Origin of the sequence: Streptomyces sp. NBC_01476, assembly GCF_036227265.1 — a bacterium.
Taxonomy (GTDB): Bacteria; Actinomycetota; Actinomycetes; order Streptomycetales; family Streptomycetaceae; genus Actinacidiphila.
Genome location: NZ_CP109446.1, coordinates 372,773 through 387,335, shown reverse-complemented (window position 1 = coordinate 387,335; position 14,563 = coordinate 372,773). Strand labels below are relative to the sequence as shown.

Here is a 14,563-nt window from a genome sequence, read left to right as displayed (position 1 = left end):
CGGGGGCTGGGGCCCACGGGATCCGTTGGTGGGTCACGCCTGTTGGCTTGGCCTGCGGCAGGTGCGGCGCGTACGCAAGGCGGGACGGGGCCGACGGCGAGCAGCGGCGCCCCTCACGGCCGGTCCACGCCGGCGGACGCGTTGGTGCGGTGCTCGGCCACGAGTGGCCACGGGGGCTCGACGCAGGCCGGCGTTACGCGATCAGTGGTCGCGGTGCCGCTGGCGCTGCCGCGCTTCGGCGGACGGCCGGTGCGTACTCGCCGGAGCGGTTGTTCCGCCACGGCCCTGGGGGCGCCTGGTGGCGGTGGTCCGGCCGTGAGGAGAGGCGGGCCCGCGCGGCCATGAGCGGCCCGCTGCCTCGTCCGTAGCCACGACGAGGCCATAGTCCTGCAGGGTGCGCCGGACAGCCCTCAGGTGGCGACTTTGAGGTCCTGGTAGGGCTCTTCGGCGCCGAGCTTCTCGCGGGTGGCCCCGTCGGGAAGAAGAAGCAGCAGCCGGCAGCCGCCGGGACCGGTGAAATCAAGCGAGACGTGGGTGAAGCTGACGCGGCCGAGCTCTCGGTGCCGCATCTCCAAGGGGGCGGACGGGCCGTCCAGAACGTCCCGCGACTCCCACAGCCGCGCGAATTCCTCACTCCGAGTCTGCAGTTCCACGGACAAGGCGCAGAACGCAGGGTCATCGACCAGGCCGGTGGTATGGGCCCTGAACCGGGCGATCGCCTCCGCGGCGGACCGGCTCCAGTCCGTGAACAGCTCTCGGAACGACGGCTCGGTGAAGAGCAGCCGCAGGAAGTTACCGCCTGCCAGGCGTTCCCCGAACAGTCCGACCGCGGCGCTGTTGGCGGACACCACGTTCATGTACTTGTCGAGCACGTAGGCCGGACTGGGCGAGTAGCCCTCGACGATCCGGTCGGCCAGCGACGCATCGGGGAGGAACGCGGCGGTCGCACCGCCGGTCATGCCCGCCAGCTCCAGCACGTACCGCCGCTGGGCCGAGTCCAGGCGCAGCACCTGGGAGATGGCTTCCAGGACCTGCCGGGACACGTTCTTGGCGCGCCCCTGCTCGATCCACTGGTACCAGGAACCCCCCACGCCCGCGAGCATGGCGACCTCTTCCCTCCGCAGCCCGCGCCGGCGTCGCGGTCCGGAGAGCAGCCCCACCTCCTCCGGGGTGAGATCGGCACGGCGCGCCATCAGGAAGCGGCCCAGCTCGCGGGCCCTGAGATCTGCAGTGGTCGAGCGTTCCTCCATGCCGCGAGTGTACGTCGATGCAGTTGCATGGATCCACGCGCGCTTCGCCCGAGAGGCGCCTCGCATCAAGGTCGCCGTGCGGTCCTTCGTTACGGACCCTCACTGTCCGCCGTCTGCGGGCCGGGTCCCGGCGGCGCGCCGGCCGGGGTCAGGGCCGCGAGAGCGGTGTGGGCAAGGGTGGCCTCCGCGTAGTCCCAGGACCAGCCGCAGTCCATGACCAGGGTGCGCCACGCGGCGGGGCCGAACCACAGCCACAAAAGGTCGCCGGTCTTCTGGGGGGCGGGGGAGAGCGGGCCCGGGGTGAGGGTCTGGAGATGGTCGGCGATGACGTTCAGGGAGTGGCGGTAGGCGGCGGTCGCGCGTTCCCAGAGGGCAACCCCGCTCTCGTGCACGGGCAGCGCCTTGCGGATCGCCTCGTGCGTGGTGAACTGCCGTTCATTGCCGAGCCGGGTGCCGTGGGCCGTCGACCGGAGCACCTCGGCCGGTGTGTCCAGCTGGAGCGTATGGGCGACCGCCGCCTCGTGGCCGGACTCCGCGACGGCCCGGTCGACGATCCGGTCCAGGATTTCGGCCTTGCTGCCGGCGCTGGCGAAGACGGTCTTCGGCGCCACCCCGGCCGCCGCGGCGATGTCCGCGACGGTCACCCGCCCGTAGCCGCGTTCCGCGAAGAGCGCGGTGGCCCGCGTCAGGATCAGCTCGCGGGTGCGTGCGGCGGACTTCTCCCGCAAGGGGGAGACATAGGCGCGTTTGGCGGTCATGGCGGCCACGATACCGAAAGGGGGCTGCTGTGTGGTATTCATTATCTCGCTTATTACTCGAATTGGAGCGGCGGGTCCCGCCTGCTTCTCCTCCGGCGAAGGATGCGCAGATGACGACCGATCCCGCGGAGCTGGGCGAGGCCCTGTTCCGAGTCCTGCAGACGGGCGACGCCGACCTCGCGGTCGAGGTCGTCCATCCCGACAACCACAACCGCGAGGCCTCGGTCGCCCCCGCGGCCTGCTCCCTGCCCGGCCCCCGGGGCACCCTCGCCTCCGGCGCGTGGATGCGCTCGGCCTTCAGCGATCTGCGCTTCCCGGTCTCCGCTGTCGTACGCGACGGCGACCAGGTGTGGCTGCGGCTGCGCATGCAGGGCACCCACACGGCGTCCTTCGTACGCTTCCGCGAAGGCCGCCTCGACCAGGCGATTCCGCCCACCGGACGGGACATCGACTTCGAGCAGGTCCACATGCTCGATGTGAAGGACGGCAAGGTCGTCCGCCACGAGGCGCTGCGTGACGACCTCACGATGCTCGGCCAGCTGGGCATCTTCCCGCCCTCGCCGTCCGTGGGACTGCGCATGCTCGCCTGGAAGGTCACCGGGCGCGCCGGCCGCGCGGCCGAAGCGGTCAGCGCGAAGGCGGCGGAAGCAGCCGCCGCGCTCGACCGGACCTGACGGGCCCTCAGGGTCCTGGCATGCGTGAACCGTTGGCGGCCTGATGCCTACCGTTGGGCGGTCGGCGCCCGGACCGTACCGCCGGCAGCTCTCGCCTCCAAGGGGGCCGAGTGGAGGTGGCGCGGGTGCTGACGGCCGGTTCGCTCGCGCGGCGGGTTGGCCGCCAAGCTCCACCTGAGCGCGGACGGCCGCTGCCGCTCCCTGTCCCGGCTCGTCGGACCCGGCCGGCGGGCTGACCGCGTGCGGTTCGCCTCGGTGGAGCAGCAGAGATTCGAGCCCTGGGACGCGAGCCGGGCAGGACCCGTATGAAGTCCGCGGGCGTGGCCGCGCAACTCACCGTGCGAGGGGAAACGCGGTCCGGGCCAGAGCCTCCGCCGCGAGGCGTACCGCGTTCTCCCAGGTCCGGAAGTCTTCGGGGGACAGATGGTCGAGGTAGTACTCCTCGCCCACGGCCTGCACGAATGCGTACTCAGGTGCTGTCAGGCACGCGATCCCCTGCCAGACCCGAGCCGCCGCGTCCCTCGGCGATACGGCACCTGTGCACAGCCGTGTTGCCATGTGATGCAAGAGGCAGCGTTCGGCGGTCTCGTCGTCGGGGATCCGGACCCCGAGCTCGTTCGTTGTCCCCTCGAAGAGTGCGGCGGTCTCCTCGGTGTCTGTGCGCCGGGAACGGCCGGCCAGGTCACGCAGCGAGGGAGAGTCGTAGCCGGCGGCCAGCACGTGGGCCGCCGCCATCGGCAAGTCCTCCGGGAAGATCAAACCCACGACGTACTGCCAGGCGATGGTGACGGGCTGGTCCATGAAGGCATCCTGCCCATCCGGGACAGGTCTGACCAGCCAGTTCTTCCGACCCGTCCGGGGCGGGGGCAGAGGAGGAGCGCGGCTGAACCGGCGAAGGCGCCGCGCCCTGCGGCCACGCCCAGGCGGTCCAGGCATCCATCGACGCCGGCGAACTGCGCGGGGAAGTGGACGCCCAGGCACTGGGCCGCGTCCTCGTCGCGATCGGCGACGGGCTGAAGCACAGCCGGTCCGCTGTCCACCCCGATGTTCCAGTCGAACTCACCCGCGGCATCGGCTTCGGCCTGAATCTGCTAAAGCAGCCGTTCCCAGGTGCCGTCGGCCGACCACAACCGGTGTCGCTCATGGACTGTCTTCCACGGCCCGAAGCGTTCGGGCAGGTCTCGCCAGTGCACTCCGGTCCGCACCCGGTGCAAGATCCCGTTGATCAGCTCCCGGTGATCACGCCACCGCCCGCACCGCGCGTTGCCCACCGGCAGGAGCGGCCGAAACCGTCCCCACTCAGCGTCTGCCAGGTCACCCCGCCCCATGACTGGAGGAACGACCTGGACACACGCTGGTCGCAAGATCAATCGACCCCTGACTGCGATTCCACAACGAAGGGTGCGTATCCCGCCGTCACCTCGCTCACCTGGAGATCAGAGAAGAGGAGGGTCAGGTTGTGTGCGTTGGTCTCAAGGTGTACCTCGTGGAAGTCGATTCCAAGGGCTTTCGACCAGCGTTGGGTCGCCTCCGACTCGGGAAGGAGCTTGGCTCCCGGGTACATGCAGTGCCACTTCACGCCCCACACGTATCCGTCGAGGTCGACACCGGTCTCGTAGTCGATGAGCCGGTCGTCCAAAGAGACCCGCCAGGTCTCCGCCGGCACTGACGTCCGGCACCAGGCCTCGACACAGTACCGGAAGAGATACCGCAGGTGAGATGGCGCTATGCCGGTACTCGGCGCAGCCGTCGCGTGGACGATGACCTCGTAGTCGCGCATGTAGTTCGTGTATCCGTGGTGCACGACAGCGTGGTCAAAGGTCTCGTCCAGCAACTGTTCGAGTTCGGCGGTATCCATGCCGTCCTTCTACCTCCCTCACCGAGACGTCCGACAACGAGATTTACAGGTGCCAGGCGCTGCTGTCTTGCCTGATCCTCCGCGGCTTCGCGAGCGCTTCCGACGTGGGGTCGGTTCTCCCTTGTGGCTGCTGGAGGCGCGGTGGCCGCACAACGCCGTGGACGTGCCCGCGTCCGCGGTGAGAAGGGCATCCGCCGGGGCGGACACCCCCTCAAAGCCGCGGCCTGACCCACCGGGGGCCACCAACTCACAGCACCGGTCAGCTGGTTGGACCCGCCCCCGCCCCGTCCACCCGCCGCGGCTCCACCGCTCGCCCCGGTACCAGGACGGCAAGGGTGCTGCGCGCGTCACGCCGCAGCGTGCGGCGCCGGGCGAAAGTGGCAGTAAGGGCGAGGACTGAGACCGTGCCTCCGTAGAACACAGCAGCGATCGCGGAGAGGAGCCCGATCGTCATCGGGCACGCACCTTTCTTCCCCCGTTCGGCCGCCCGGCTCACAGCCCTGGGCGGGCGTTGATGCGCTTTCCTCTCACCATACGCACGCCGTCAACACCTCCCGTGCGTCGGACATCACGCGGATTCCGCCGGCGGGTCGGCGCGATCCGCAGGGGAGCTGGCGTCGGTGGCGACGGGGCCGGTACGGGTACGGGTCCGGCGGGCCAGCGCGGCCGCTGCGACGCCGGTCACTCCGAGGAACCCCAGGGCCAGCAGGAAAGCCGGTGAGGTGGGGGAGGTGGCGCGGCTCCCGGCGACCACGTAGGCCGCGGTGTTGGCCAGGCTGCCGGCCGCGGTGGCGGTGAGGAAGGGGAGCAGCCGGATACGGGAGATGGCCGCCGCGTAGTTCGCCGCCGCGAACGGCACCCCCGGGAAGAGCCGCAGCGCCAGCGTGCTCCGGAAGCCGTGCCGGCTCAACTGCCGGTCCACGGAGAGCACCACGCGCCCGCGCAGCAGCGGCCGTACGGCGTCACGTCCGAGGAAACGGCCGAGCAGGAAGGCCAGTCCGGCGCCCAGCACGGTGCCGCCTATCGCCGCGGGCAGCCCGGCGTGGATGCCGTAGAGGGCGCCGGCCGCCGCGTTGAGCAGCGGGCGCGGTACGAAGGCGACGGTGGCCAGTCCGTAGGCGAGGGTGAAGAGCGTCACCGCGGTGACCCCGGACGACGCGTGCAGGGGCCACCCGTCCGTCAGCAACCGCTGCGGCTGCCACGCGAGGACCCCGGCGATTCCGCAGGCCAGCAGCAGGACCAGCAGGGCGAACCGCGCCCACGGAGAGACCACCGCCCGCGACCACCGAGCCGCGAAGCCGCGGGCAGGCGGCGCGGCGGATCCGGGAGCGGGAGCGGGAGCGGGAGCGGAAGGGGGAGCGAGGATGGCGGGGTCGGGGTCGGCGGAGTCGGCCACCCGGCGAGCCTAACTGAGCGGGCACCCCTCCCGTCCCGCCGGCGGCACGAGGCCCGCCCGACACCCCGTCAGCCGCCCGCCTGAAAACCCTTCGACAACCCCGGCCCCCGGGCCGCATGCTCACTCCCATGTTCCGGACCGCCTTCCGCGCAGTCGCCACCGCAGCAGCGGTCGCGGCGCCGAAGGCTGCCCAGGCCCGGGCAACAGCCCCCACCGCTCAGGCACCGGCCCAGGCCCACGCAGCGGCACCGGCCCCCGCCCCCGCCGCAGCCCCCCGGCCCACCCCGAGCCCCCGGAACACCCGGCCCACCCCCGCCCCCGCCCTCCTCGACGGCACCCGACGCTGACCCTCCCCGGACAGAACAACCGGCGGACCCCACAGGGGGAGGGTCGGTCCGGCCAAGGGGTCCAGGCATTCAGGCCAAGAGTCATTCCGTCCGCGCGGACCACCACCTCCCGCGCGGCGCTTCGAGGAAGAGCACACCGATGCCCAAGCAGGCATACGTCCGGACCAAGCCGCATCTCAACATCGGCACCATGGGTCATGTCGACCACGGCAAGACCACGCTCACCGCCGCCATCACCAAAGTGCTGGCCGACCGCGGCACCGGCACCTTCGTACCGTTCGACCGCATCGACCGCGCCCCGGAGGAGGCGGACCGGGGCATCACCATCACCATCTCGCACGTCGAGTACGAGACCGGTACCCGGCACTACGCGCACGTCGACATGCCCGGGCACGCCGACTACGTGAAGAACATGATCACCGGCGCGGCCCAGCTGGACGGCGCGATCCTGGTCGTCTCGGCGCTCGACGGCGTGATGCCGCAGACCGCGGAGCACGTCCTGCTGGCCCGGCAGATCGGCGTGCGGCACATCGTCGTCGCGCTCAACAAGGCCGACGCGGGTGACCCGGAACTCACCGACCTGGTGGAACTGGAGGTACGCGAACTGCTCACCGCCCACGGCTACCCGGGCGACGTCCTGCCGGTGGTCCGCGTCTCCGGGCTGCGGGCGCTGGAGGGGGACCCGCGGTGGAGTGCCGCGATCGGCGAGCTGCTCGACGCCGTGGACAGTTATGTCCCGGTGCCCGAGCGGTACACCGACGCGCCGTTCCTGCTCTCGGTGGAGAACGTGCTCAGCATCACCGGGCGCGGCACCGTCGTCACCGGGGCCGTCGAGCGGGGGACCGTGCGGCCGGGCGACCGCGTCGCGCTGTACGGCGACACCGGCGAACCGCTCACCAGCGTGGTCACCGGCCTGGAGACCTTCGGGAAGCCGATGGACTCCGCGCAGGCCGGGGACAATGTGGCCCTGCTGCTGCGGGGTGTGCAGCGTACGCAGGTGCGGCGCGGCGACATCGTCGCGGCGCCGGACAGCGTCACCCCGCACCGCCGGTTCACCGCGCGCGTCTACATCGTGCCCGCGGTGGAGGGCAGCCGGCACACGCCGGTCGCCAGCGGCTACCGCCCGCAGTTCTTCATCCGCACCGCCGACGTGTCGGGGGATGTGGACCTCGGGCCCGGTGGCATCGCGCTGCCCGGTGACACGGCGGACATCACGGTCGAACTCGGCCGCGCGCTGCCGCTGGAGCCGGGGCTCGGCTTCGCGATGCGCGAGGGCGGGCGCACGGTGGGCGCGGGGACGGTCACCGAGGTGAGCTGACGGCACGGCGTGTCGCACCCCTGCACGACAGGGGTGCGACACGCCCGTGCGCCACCCGCGCTCCCGGCGCCCCCGGGGGCGTACGCGGTCGCCGGCGGGGGCTGGGAGAATCGGCGGATGAGCCAGGAACCCGTCCCCGTGACCAGGGCAGTCGACTTCGGCACCGCGAAACTGCTGCCTGATCTGGACCGGCCGCGGGCCTGGCTGCTCACCGTCGACGGGGCCCCGCAGTCGTACGTCGACCTGGACGACCCGGCGCACCTGGAGTTCGAGTACACCCGGCGCATCGCCCATGTGCTGGAGTCCGCCTTCGACACGCCGGTGCACGCCGTGCACCTCGGCGGCGGCGCGCTGACACTGCCGCGCCGGCTGGCCCACACCCGGCCGGGGTCACCGCAGCAGGTCGTGGAGGCCGACCGGGGGCTGGCGGCGCTCGTCACCGAGTACCTGCCGGTGGCAGAACCGGGCATCGCCGTGTACACCGCCGACGCCCGGCAGTGGCTGGCCGCGGCGCCCGACAGCAGTGCGGACGCGATCGTCGCCGATGTCTTCACCGGCTCACGGGTGCCGGCGCATCTCACCTCGGTGGAGTTCCTGCGCGAGGCGGTGCGGGTGCTGCGCCCCGGCGGCGTCTACACGGCGAATCTCGCCGACGCGGCGCCCTTCCCTTTCCTCGGGTCCCAACTGGCGTCTGTGCGCGAAGCGTTCGGGCCGGACGCCGAGCTGTGCGTGCTGGCGGAACCGGGTGTGCTGCGGGGTCGCCGCTTCGGCAACGCCGTGCTCGCCGCCGCCCGCCGGCCGCTTCCGCTGGACGCCCTCGCCCGGCTGTGCGCGGGCGACGCCTTCCCGGCCAGGGTGGTGACGGGCACGGCGCTGCGCGAGCTCACCGGGACCCCCGTGCACGACGCGTCCGCGGCCCCGTCACCCGAACCGCCGGAAGGCGCCTTCACCGTCGGCTGAGACCGGGGGCGGAGGGGCGCCCCGGGGGCGGACCGGATCTACTGCCCGGTGGGCTGCGGCACCTGCAGGTCCGCCGTCACCACGTGCCCCTCGGGCGTACGCCGCTCCAGCCGCCGTACGTCCGGCAGCACCAGCACCGCGCCGGTGAGCAGCACCACCAGCGCCGCCGACCCCCACAGCGCGTCGGTCCGGCCGAAGGCGTTCGCCGCGGGACCGGCGGCCGCCATCGCCAGCGGCGTCAGCGCCACCGAGCCGAGCCAGTCGTACGCCGACACCCGGGCCATCTTCTCGTCCGGGATCTCCTGGTGCAGCGCCAGCATCCAGCCGACCGCGAACACCTCGACGGCGATCCCCGCCACGAACATCACGGCCACCAGCAGCCCGAGGGACGGCGCGAGCGCCAGCGCGGCGGGAGGCAGCGCCAGCGGGAAGATGGCGAGGGTGCCGACCAGCAGGATGCGGCGCGGTCGCCAGCGCATCATCAGCAGCCCGCCGCCGACCGTACCGATGCCGCTCGCGGCCAGCGCCAGCCCCCACGGCCCGGCGCCGCCCAGATGCTCCCGGGCGACCAGCGGACCGTAGACCGCCTCGCAGGCGCCGACCACACCGTTGACGACCGCGAACTGCACCACGATGCCCCACAGCCAGGAGCGGGAAACGAACTCCCGCCACCCCTCGTGCAATTCGCGCAGGATGCCGCCGGACGGGGTGTCCCGGACCGCCCTGGCCACCTCGATCCGCGAGCGCAGCGCCGCCGCCACCGCGAAACCGGTCGCGTCCACCGCGAGCACCCAGCCGGGACCGATCCCCGCCACCAGGGCGCCGCCGAGCGCCGCGCCGCCGATGGTGGCGCCGTTCACCGACAGCCGGTAGACCGAGAACGCCTTGCCCGCGTGCTCGCCGTCGACGGTGGACAGCAGCAGACCCTGGGAAGCCGGCGAGAAGAACGCCTGGGCGGCGCCGCCGATGCCGGTGAGCAGCGCCATCTGCCACAGCGCGGGATGCCCGGTGAGCACCAGGAACGCGAAGAAGCCCTGCGAGAGGGCGTTCGCGCTGTTCGCCACGACCATCACCAGCTGCCGCGGCACCCGGTCCGCGACGGCGCCGCCGACCAGCAGGAAGACCACCATCGCCAGCGTGCGGGCAGCCGCCACCAGGCCCACGTCGGTGGCGCTGCCGCCCTGTTCGATGACCGCGTAGGCAGCCGCGATGGTCGCGCCCGAGCCGCCGAGGTTGGTGATGAAGGACGCGGAGACCAGCAGCCGGAAGTTCTTCCCGGCCCACGGCGGCATCACCGGCAGCCGAGGCCGGGGCCGCGGGCGGGGCAGGCGGGGTGCCGGAGCGTCACTGGTCACCCCGGGACTCAACACGAGCGCCCCGCCCGCCGCAAACTGTTTCCGGCCCGGCTAAGGCTGCTTGATCAGCCGGATCGTGCTCTTGATCTTGTCGACGGTCGCCTGCGACACCTGGTCGGCGTTCCCGCGGTCCGCGTAGAGCACCCACACCACGAGCTTCTTCGCCGGGTCGGGCTGGGTCGGGTCGATCCAGGCGACGGTCCAGGCCTCACCGGTGCTCGTGACGCACTTGCCGGCCGGCACCTTCGTGGCGGTGGCCTGCGCCTGCCAGCCGCTGATCCCGTAGGCGTTGGTGAACTCCTTGCTGTTCTGCGCCTTGGAGAAGGTGCCCTTGCCCTTGTTCTGGAACGCCCAGTACGCCCAGGAGGTGGCCTGCGACTCGGCGGCGTTGCGGACGCTCGTGGCGCCGTTCGCGCCCTTGGTGCCGACCACCGCGCGGTCGGCGGTGCCCTCGGAGGACGTGCACCAGGCTTCCTTGTAGTAGGCCGGGCCGCTCATCGCGACCTGCGCCTTGCCGTTGTCGTCCTCGTAACCGACGATCTCGTCCTCGGTCTTGACCGACCAGTCCGGTGGTACGTCGAAGGCGACGTTGCGCTGGGTCCTGGTGACCACTTTCCAGCCCGGGACGACCGGCTTGACGTTCGCGGTGCCCGGCGCCGCGCGCGGGTTGTCGGTGAGGTCGTCGCTGGGGGTGCCGGTCGCGGTGGGGGAGGGCGTGGCCGAGGTCACGGTGGCGGTCGGCGTCGGGGAGCCGCCGTTCTTCGCGTCGTCCTTCTTGTCGCCGCCGGCCAGATACACCGCGCCGACGACGATGGCGGCGATCACCGCGACCGCCGAGGTGATCGCGATGGCCACGTTGAGGTTCCGGCGGCCACGCGGCGGCTGCGGACCGTCAGGGCCCTGGGGGCCGGCCGGGCCGCCGGGCCCGGTGGGCTGCCCCCACGGCTGGGGCGGCGGATAGCCGGGCTGCTGCTGGTAACCGGGCTGCCCGTACGGCGACGGCGTGCCGTACGGGGACGGCGGCGGTTGCTGCGGCGGGTAGCCGGGCTGCTGCCCGCCCGGCTGCTGATAGCCGGGCTGCGCGTACGGGTTGGGCGGCCCGTACGGTCCCTGGGGTTGTTGTGGGGAGTTGTTCCCGCTGCCCTGCGGATACTGCTGTCCCCCGTTTTGTTCTCCTGGCCACATGGCTGGAAACACTAGGGGAGGCGGCCCCGAGGTTCCATGCCGCATCTCATTACCGGCTGGTAATCTCCAGTCATGTCAGAGACCTTGCCCGCCTCCGGGCCCTCGATAGGCGAAATGCTCAGCGCCACCGTGCCCATGGTCCGCACCCTCAACCTGGAGTACGAGCAGATCACCGCGGAGCGTGCCGTGGTCCTGCTGCCGGACCAGCCCGCCTTCCACAACCACGTCGGGGGCCCGCACGCCGGGGCGATGTTCACCCTCGCCGAGTCCGCGTCCGGCGCCATCGTGCTCGCCGCCTTCGGCGACCAGCTGAGCCGGGCGGTCCCGCTCGCGGTGCGCGCCGAGATCGCGTACTCCAAGCTCGCCATGGGCCCGGTCACCGCTACCGCTGAACTCGGCAGGCCGGCCGCCGACGTCGTCGCCGAGCTGGACGCCGGTACCCGCCCCGAATTCCCCGTCGAGGTGTCCATCAGCCGGGCCGACGGCGCCGAGACCGCCCGGATGAGCATCGTCTGGACGCTGCGGCCCAACAAGTGACGACCCCGCACCGGGCCGCTGGCTGTCCACAGCCGCTCCGCTGACCGGACGCCATCCTCCGCCGGTCGGTTAGGCTTCCCAGGTGGGCGCCGGGCGCGCCCATTTTCCGACCGTTGTCATGGGGAGGGGACCGGCTGTGCACGTCCAGGAGTGGCTCGACGGCATCCCACCGGTCGCCGTCTACCTGACGGTGTTCCTGGTGGTCGGTGTGGAGAGCCTGGGCATCCCGCTGCCCGGTGAGATCGTCCTGATGACCGCCGCACTGCTCTCCTCCCACGGGAGCGTCAACCCCTGGCTGGTCGCCGTCAGCGCCATCATCGGCGCGATCGGCGGCGACTCGATCGGCTACTCCATCGGCCACAAGGGCGGCCAGCCACTCCTGGACCGGCTCGGCGAGAGATTCCCCAAACACTTCTCACCGGGTCATGTCGCCACCGCCGAGCGCTCGTTCCAGCGCTGGGGCGTGTGGGCGGTCTTCTTCGGCCGCTTCGTGGCGCTGCTGCGGATCTTCGCCGGGCCGCTGGCGGGCGTGCTGAGGATGCCGTACGGGAAGTTCCTGCTGGCCAACGCGCTCGGCGGCATCGTCTGGGCGGGCGGCTTCACCGCGATCATCTACTACGTCGGGGTCGTCGCCGAGCCGTGGCTCAAGCGCTTCGGATACTTCGGGCTGGCCATCGCGGTGCTCTTCGGCATTGGTTCGTTCCTCCTCGTGCGGCGCCGCGCGGCCAGGGCACAGGAGGAGATCGAGTCGGCCTCGGCCGAGACGGCGCCCGAGGTCGCGGTCGCCCAGGCCGGCGAGTAGCGCCGCCCGGCAGCCCCCTCGGTCCGGCAGAGCCGCCCCTCGGTCCGGCAGAGCCGCCGCAGGGCCCGCGCGGGTCAGCCCAGGGACTCCCGGTGCACCACCGCGAGCGACACGTAATGCCCGGCGTTCAGCCGGATCCCGGCCCGCTCCTCCGGCGAGAGCTGCCGCCTGACCTTCGCCGGCACCCCGGCCACCAGTGAGCCCGGCGGCACCACCATCCCCTCCGGCACGAGGGCTGCCGCCGCGATCAGCGAACCGGTACCGACGCGGGCGCCGTTCAGCACCGTCGCGCCCATCCCGATCAGTACGTCGTCCTCGATCACGCAGCCGTGCAGCACCGCGTTGTGGCCGACGGTCACGCCCGCGCCGATCACCGCGGGGAAGCCGGGGTCGGCGTGCACCGTGCAGTTGTCCTGGATGTTCGAACCCGCGCCGAGGCTGATCGACTCGCCGTCGCCCCGCAGCACCGCGTGGTACCACACGCTCGCCCCCGCCGCGATCGTCACGTCACCCACCACCACGGCGCCCGCGGCGGTGTACGCGCCGGGGTCCACCCGGGGCTGCCGCCCGCCCACCGCGGCGATCAGCGCACCGGCCGGCGGCCGCTGTACCGCGGTGCCCGGACCGTCCGCCGCGCCCGTGCCGTCCGGACCGTCCGCCGCGCCCGTGCCGCCCGCCCGCTCCGCCATGGCCACCGTCCTCACGCCGCTCCACCGCCGTCCACCGGCACCGTATACGGTGGGCCCGTGCCCAAGAATGAGAACGTGTTCTTCTCTGTGATCGGGGGCGCCGCGGCCTGGCGGCGCCGCGCGTCCTCGCGCCTGGTGCACCGCGGCTGGCGCTGGATGCAGAACGCGGGCGCGGTCACCGCCGCCCGCCCTGGACCGCTGCGCTTCGGCGCCATCGGTGCCGGTACCCGCCTCGCCTTCCCGCAGGGGACCGTCTTCGGCGAGCGGTGGATCCACCTCGGCGACCATTGCATCATCGGTGAGCAGGTCACGCTCACCGCCGGGATGATGCCCGGCCTCGACCTCGGCCCCGACCCTGTGCTGCGGTTCGGCAACGGGGTCGTGCTCGGCCGTGGCAGCCATGTGGTCGCCTCGGCGCCTGTGACCTTCGGCGACGACGTCTACTGCGGCCCGTACACCTATGTGACCAGCGACAACCATTCCTACGACGACACCACCCAGCCGGTCGGCAAGCAGTGGCCGCGGACCGCGCCGGTGGAGATCGGCTCGGGCAGCTGGCTCGGCTCGGGGTGCGTGATCCTGCCCGGTGCCCGGCTCGGCCGCAATGTCGTGGTCGCCGCCGCGGCGGTGGTGCGCGGTGAGGTCCCCGACTACGCGGTGGTGGCAGGCGCCCCGGCCCGCGTCGTCCGCCGCTGGGACCCCGCGGCGGGCTGGCAGCCACCGCTGCGCACTCCGGCGCCGGTCCCGATCCCGGACGGCGCCACGCCGGAACAGCTGCTGGCGCTGCGGGAGTTGGAGGAGCAACTGGCGGACGGGCAACTGGAGGACAGGAGCGGCGCGTGAGCGGCCCCGCCCGTGGATCCCGCCGTCCGGGGATTTGTTAGGTTCGCCGTATGCGCGCACCGATCGGGAACTTCGAGGACGCCCACCCCGCCACCGAACGCCGGGAACTGCTGCCGCCGCCGGTCGCCGCCGCGGTGACGCCCGAGATGATCCTGGTGGACACCGATCCGGCGAAGGCGGACACCGCGGACTTCGTGGCCGCCTACGGCCCCGAACTGATGGATGTCTCCGCGAACTGCGTCGTCGTGGCCGGCAAGCGCGGCCAGGACGTCACCCTCGCGGCCTGTGTGGTCCTCTCCACCACCCGCGCCGACGTCAACGGCCTGGTCCGCCGCCACCTCGGAGCGCGCAAGGCGTCCTTCGCCGCGATGGACCTCGCGGTGAGCGAGACCGGCATGGAGTACGGCGGGATCACCCCCGTCGGGCTGCCGGCCGGCTGGCCGCTGCTGATCGACGCGGCCGTTGTCGACACGCCCTATGTGGTGATCGGCAGCGGCGCCAGGCGCGGCAAGCTCATCGTCCCCGGCAAGGCGCTCGCCGGGCTCCCCGGCGCCGTGGTGCTCGCCGGTCTGGGCACCTGACCCGCCGGTC

At 72.4% G+C, this 14,563-nt stretch carries 15 protein-coding genes and 1 pseudogene; 7 read left to right on the top strand and 9 right to left on the bottom strand.

Features of this window, described 5'->3' with window-relative positions; translation table 11 throughout:
- Positions 1–410 precede the first annotated feature (410 nt).
- Both OG552_RS01665 and OG552_RS01660 read right to left on the bottom strand, forming a co-directional pair.
- Positions 411–1,250 carry a helix-turn-helix transcriptional regulator gene (locus OG552_RS01665; protein ID WP_329128913.1) on the bottom strand — a complete coding sequence of 280 codons (840 nt, stop codon included), beginning with the start codon at positions 1,248–1,250 and terminating at the stop codon, positions 411–413.
- An 89-nt stretch (positions 1,251–1,339) separates the two neighbouring features.
- Positions 1,340–2,008, bottom strand: coding sequence for a TetR/AcrR family transcriptional regulator (locus tag OG552_RS01660; RefSeq protein WP_329128912.1), 669 nt, complete (start codon positions 2,006–2,008; stop codon positions 1,340–1,342).
- A 110-nt stretch (positions 2,009–2,118) separates the two neighbouring features.
- On the opposite strand from OG552_RS01660, the gene OG552_RS01655 reads away from it, so the two are divergent.
- Positions 2,119–2,682, top strand: coding sequence for an ester cyclase (locus OG552_RS01655; protein WP_329128910.1), 564 nt, complete (start codon positions 2,119–2,121; stop codon positions 2,680–2,682).
- A gap of 333 nt (positions 2,683–3,015) precedes the next feature.
- Here OG552_RS01655 and OG552_RS01650 read toward each other — a convergent pair whose 3' ends face one another.
- The 4 genes and pseudogenes from OG552_RS01650 to OG552_RS01635 form a co-directional block, all read right to left on the bottom strand.
- Positions 3,016–3,483 carry a hypothetical protein gene (locus tag OG552_RS01650; protein WP_329128908.1) on the bottom strand — a complete coding sequence of 156 codons (468 nt, stop codon included), beginning with the start codon at positions 3,481–3,483 and terminating at the stop codon, positions 3,016–3,018.
- A 230-nt stretch (positions 3,484–3,713) separates the two neighbouring features.
- Positions 3,714–4,010: pseudogene (locus OG552_RS01645) on the bottom strand (transposase); the annotation flags it as partial.
- A gap of 38 nt (positions 4,011–4,048) precedes the next feature.
- The gene (locus OG552_RS01640; protein ID WP_329128907.1) at positions 4,049–4,540 is read right to left on the bottom strand and encodes a YxiG-like protein; all 492 of its coding nucleotides are present in this window, start codon (positions 4,538–4,540) and stop codon (positions 4,049–4,051) included.
- Positions 4,541–5,108: 568 nt separating this feature from the next.
- A complete protein-coding gene (locus OG552_RS01635) occupies positions 5,109–5,906 on the bottom strand; it encodes a TVP38/TMEM64 family protein (RefSeq protein WP_443071128.1) in 798 nt (265 codons plus the stop codon).
- A 516-nt stretch (positions 5,907–6,422) separates the two neighbouring features.
- Here OG552_RS01635 and tuf point away from each other — a divergent pair.
- Positions 6,423–7,601 (top strand): elongation factor Tu, encoded by a 1,179-nt coding sequence (tuf, locus tag OG552_RS01630; protein ID WP_329128906.1) that lies wholly within the window; start codon positions 6,423–6,425, stop codon positions 7,599–7,601.
- Between the two features lie 117 nt (positions 7,602–7,718).
- Positions 7,719–8,561 (top strand): spermidine synthase, encoded by an 843-nt coding sequence (locus OG552_RS01625; RefSeq protein ID WP_329128905.1) that lies wholly within the window; start codon positions 7,719–7,721, stop codon positions 8,559–8,561.
- Positions 8,562–8,599: 38 nt separating this feature from the next.
- On the opposite strand, the gene OG552_RS01620 is transcribed toward OG552_RS01625, so the two are convergent.
- Together OG552_RS01620 and OG552_RS01615 are read right to left on the bottom strand one after the other, a co-directional pair.
- A complete protein-coding gene (locus tag OG552_RS01620) occupies positions 8,600–9,853 on the bottom strand; it encodes an MFS transporter (RefSeq protein ID WP_329128904.1) in 1,254 nt (417 codons plus the stop codon).
- Between the two features lie 114 nt (positions 9,854–9,967).
- Positions 9,968–11,101, bottom strand: coding sequence for a hypothetical protein (locus OG552_RS01615; RefSeq protein WP_329128902.1), 1,134 nt, complete (start codon positions 11,099–11,101; stop codon positions 9,968–9,970).
- Positions 11,102–11,173: 72 nt separating this feature from the next.
- On the opposite strand from OG552_RS01615, the gene OG552_RS01610 reads away from it, so the two are divergent.
- Together OG552_RS01610 and OG552_RS01605 are read left to right on the top strand one after the other, a co-directional pair.
- Entirely contained in the window at positions 11,174–11,638 is a 465-nt protein-coding gene (locus OG552_RS01610) for a DUF4442 domain-containing protein (RefSeq protein ID WP_329128901.1), read from the top strand.
- 136 nt (positions 11,639–11,774) lie between these two features.
- A complete protein-coding gene (locus OG552_RS01605) occupies positions 11,775–12,440 on the top strand; it encodes a DedA family protein (RefSeq protein WP_329128899.1) in 666 nt (221 codons plus the stop codon).
- 74 nt (positions 12,441–12,514) lie between these two features.
- Here the strand turns inward: OG552_RS01605 and OG552_RS01600 are convergent, their stop codons facing one another.
- On the bottom strand, positions 12,515–13,027 hold the full coding sequence (locus OG552_RS01600) for a gamma carbonic anhydrase family protein (RefSeq protein ID WP_329140495.1): 513 nt from the start codon (positions 13,025–13,027) through the stop codon (positions 12,515–12,517).
- A gap of 159 nt (positions 13,028–13,186) precedes the next feature.
- On the opposite strand from OG552_RS01600, the gene OG552_RS01595 reads away from it, so the two are divergent.
- Both OG552_RS01595 and OG552_RS01590 read left to right on the top strand, forming a co-directional pair.
- Positions 13,187–13,972, top strand: a complete 786-nt coding sequence (locus OG552_RS01595) for an acyltransferase (protein WP_329128898.1) — start codon at positions 13,187–13,189, stop codon at positions 13,970–13,972.
- A gap of 50 nt (positions 13,973–14,022) precedes the next feature.
- A complete protein-coding gene (locus OG552_RS01590; protein WP_329128896.1) occupies positions 14,023–14,553 on the top strand; it encodes a YbaK/EbsC family protein in 531 nt (176 codons plus the stop codon).
- Positions 14,554–14,563: the final 10 nt, after the last annotated feature.

Excerpts from the sequence above, each read along its gene's own strand:
- OG552_RS01625 (WP_329128905.1), top strand. The coding sequence starts at position 7,719 with ATGAGCCAGGAACCCGTCCCCGTGACCAGGGCAGTCGACTTCGGCACC.
- OG552_RS01655 (WP_329128910.1), top strand. The coding sequence starts at position 2,119 with ATGACGACCGATCCCGCGGAGCTGGGCGAGGCCCTGTTCCGAGTCCTG.
- OG552_RS01640 (WP_329128907.1), bottom strand. The coding sequence starts at position 4,540 with ATGGATACCGCCGAACTCGAACAGTTGCTGGACGAGACCTTTGACCAC.
- OG552_RS01615 (WP_329128902.1), bottom strand. The coding sequence starts at position 11,101 with ATGTGGCCAGGAGAACAAAACGGGGGACAGCAGTATCCGCAGGGCAGC.
- OG552_RS01660 (WP_329128912.1), bottom strand. The coding sequence starts at position 2,008 with ATGACCGCCAAACGCGCCTATGTCTCCCCCTTGCGGGAGAAGTCCGCC.
- tuf (WP_329128906.1), top strand. The coding sequence starts at position 6,423 with ATGCCCAAGCAGGCATACGTCCGGACCAAGCCGCATCTCAACATCGGC.
- OG552_RS01620 (WP_329128904.1), bottom strand. The coding sequence starts at position 9,853 with ATGCCGCCGTGGGCCGGGAAGAACTTCCGGCTGCTGGTCTCCGCGTCC.
- OG552_RS01590 (WP_329128896.1), top strand. The coding sequence starts at position 14,023 with ATGCGCGCACCGATCGGGAACTTCGAGGACGCCCACCCCGCCACCGAA.
- OG552_RS01650 (WP_329128908.1), bottom strand. The coding sequence starts at position 3,483 with ATGGACCAGCCCGTCACCATCGCCTGGCAGTACGTCGTGGGTTTGATC.
- OG552_RS01610 (WP_329128901.1), top strand. The coding sequence starts at position 11,174 with ATGTCAGAGACCTTGCCCGCCTCCGGGCCCTCGATAGGCGAAATGCTC.
- OG552_RS01665 (WP_329128913.1), bottom strand. The coding sequence starts at position 1,250 with ATGGAGGAACGCTCGACCACTGCAGATCTCAGGGCCCGCGAGCTGGGC.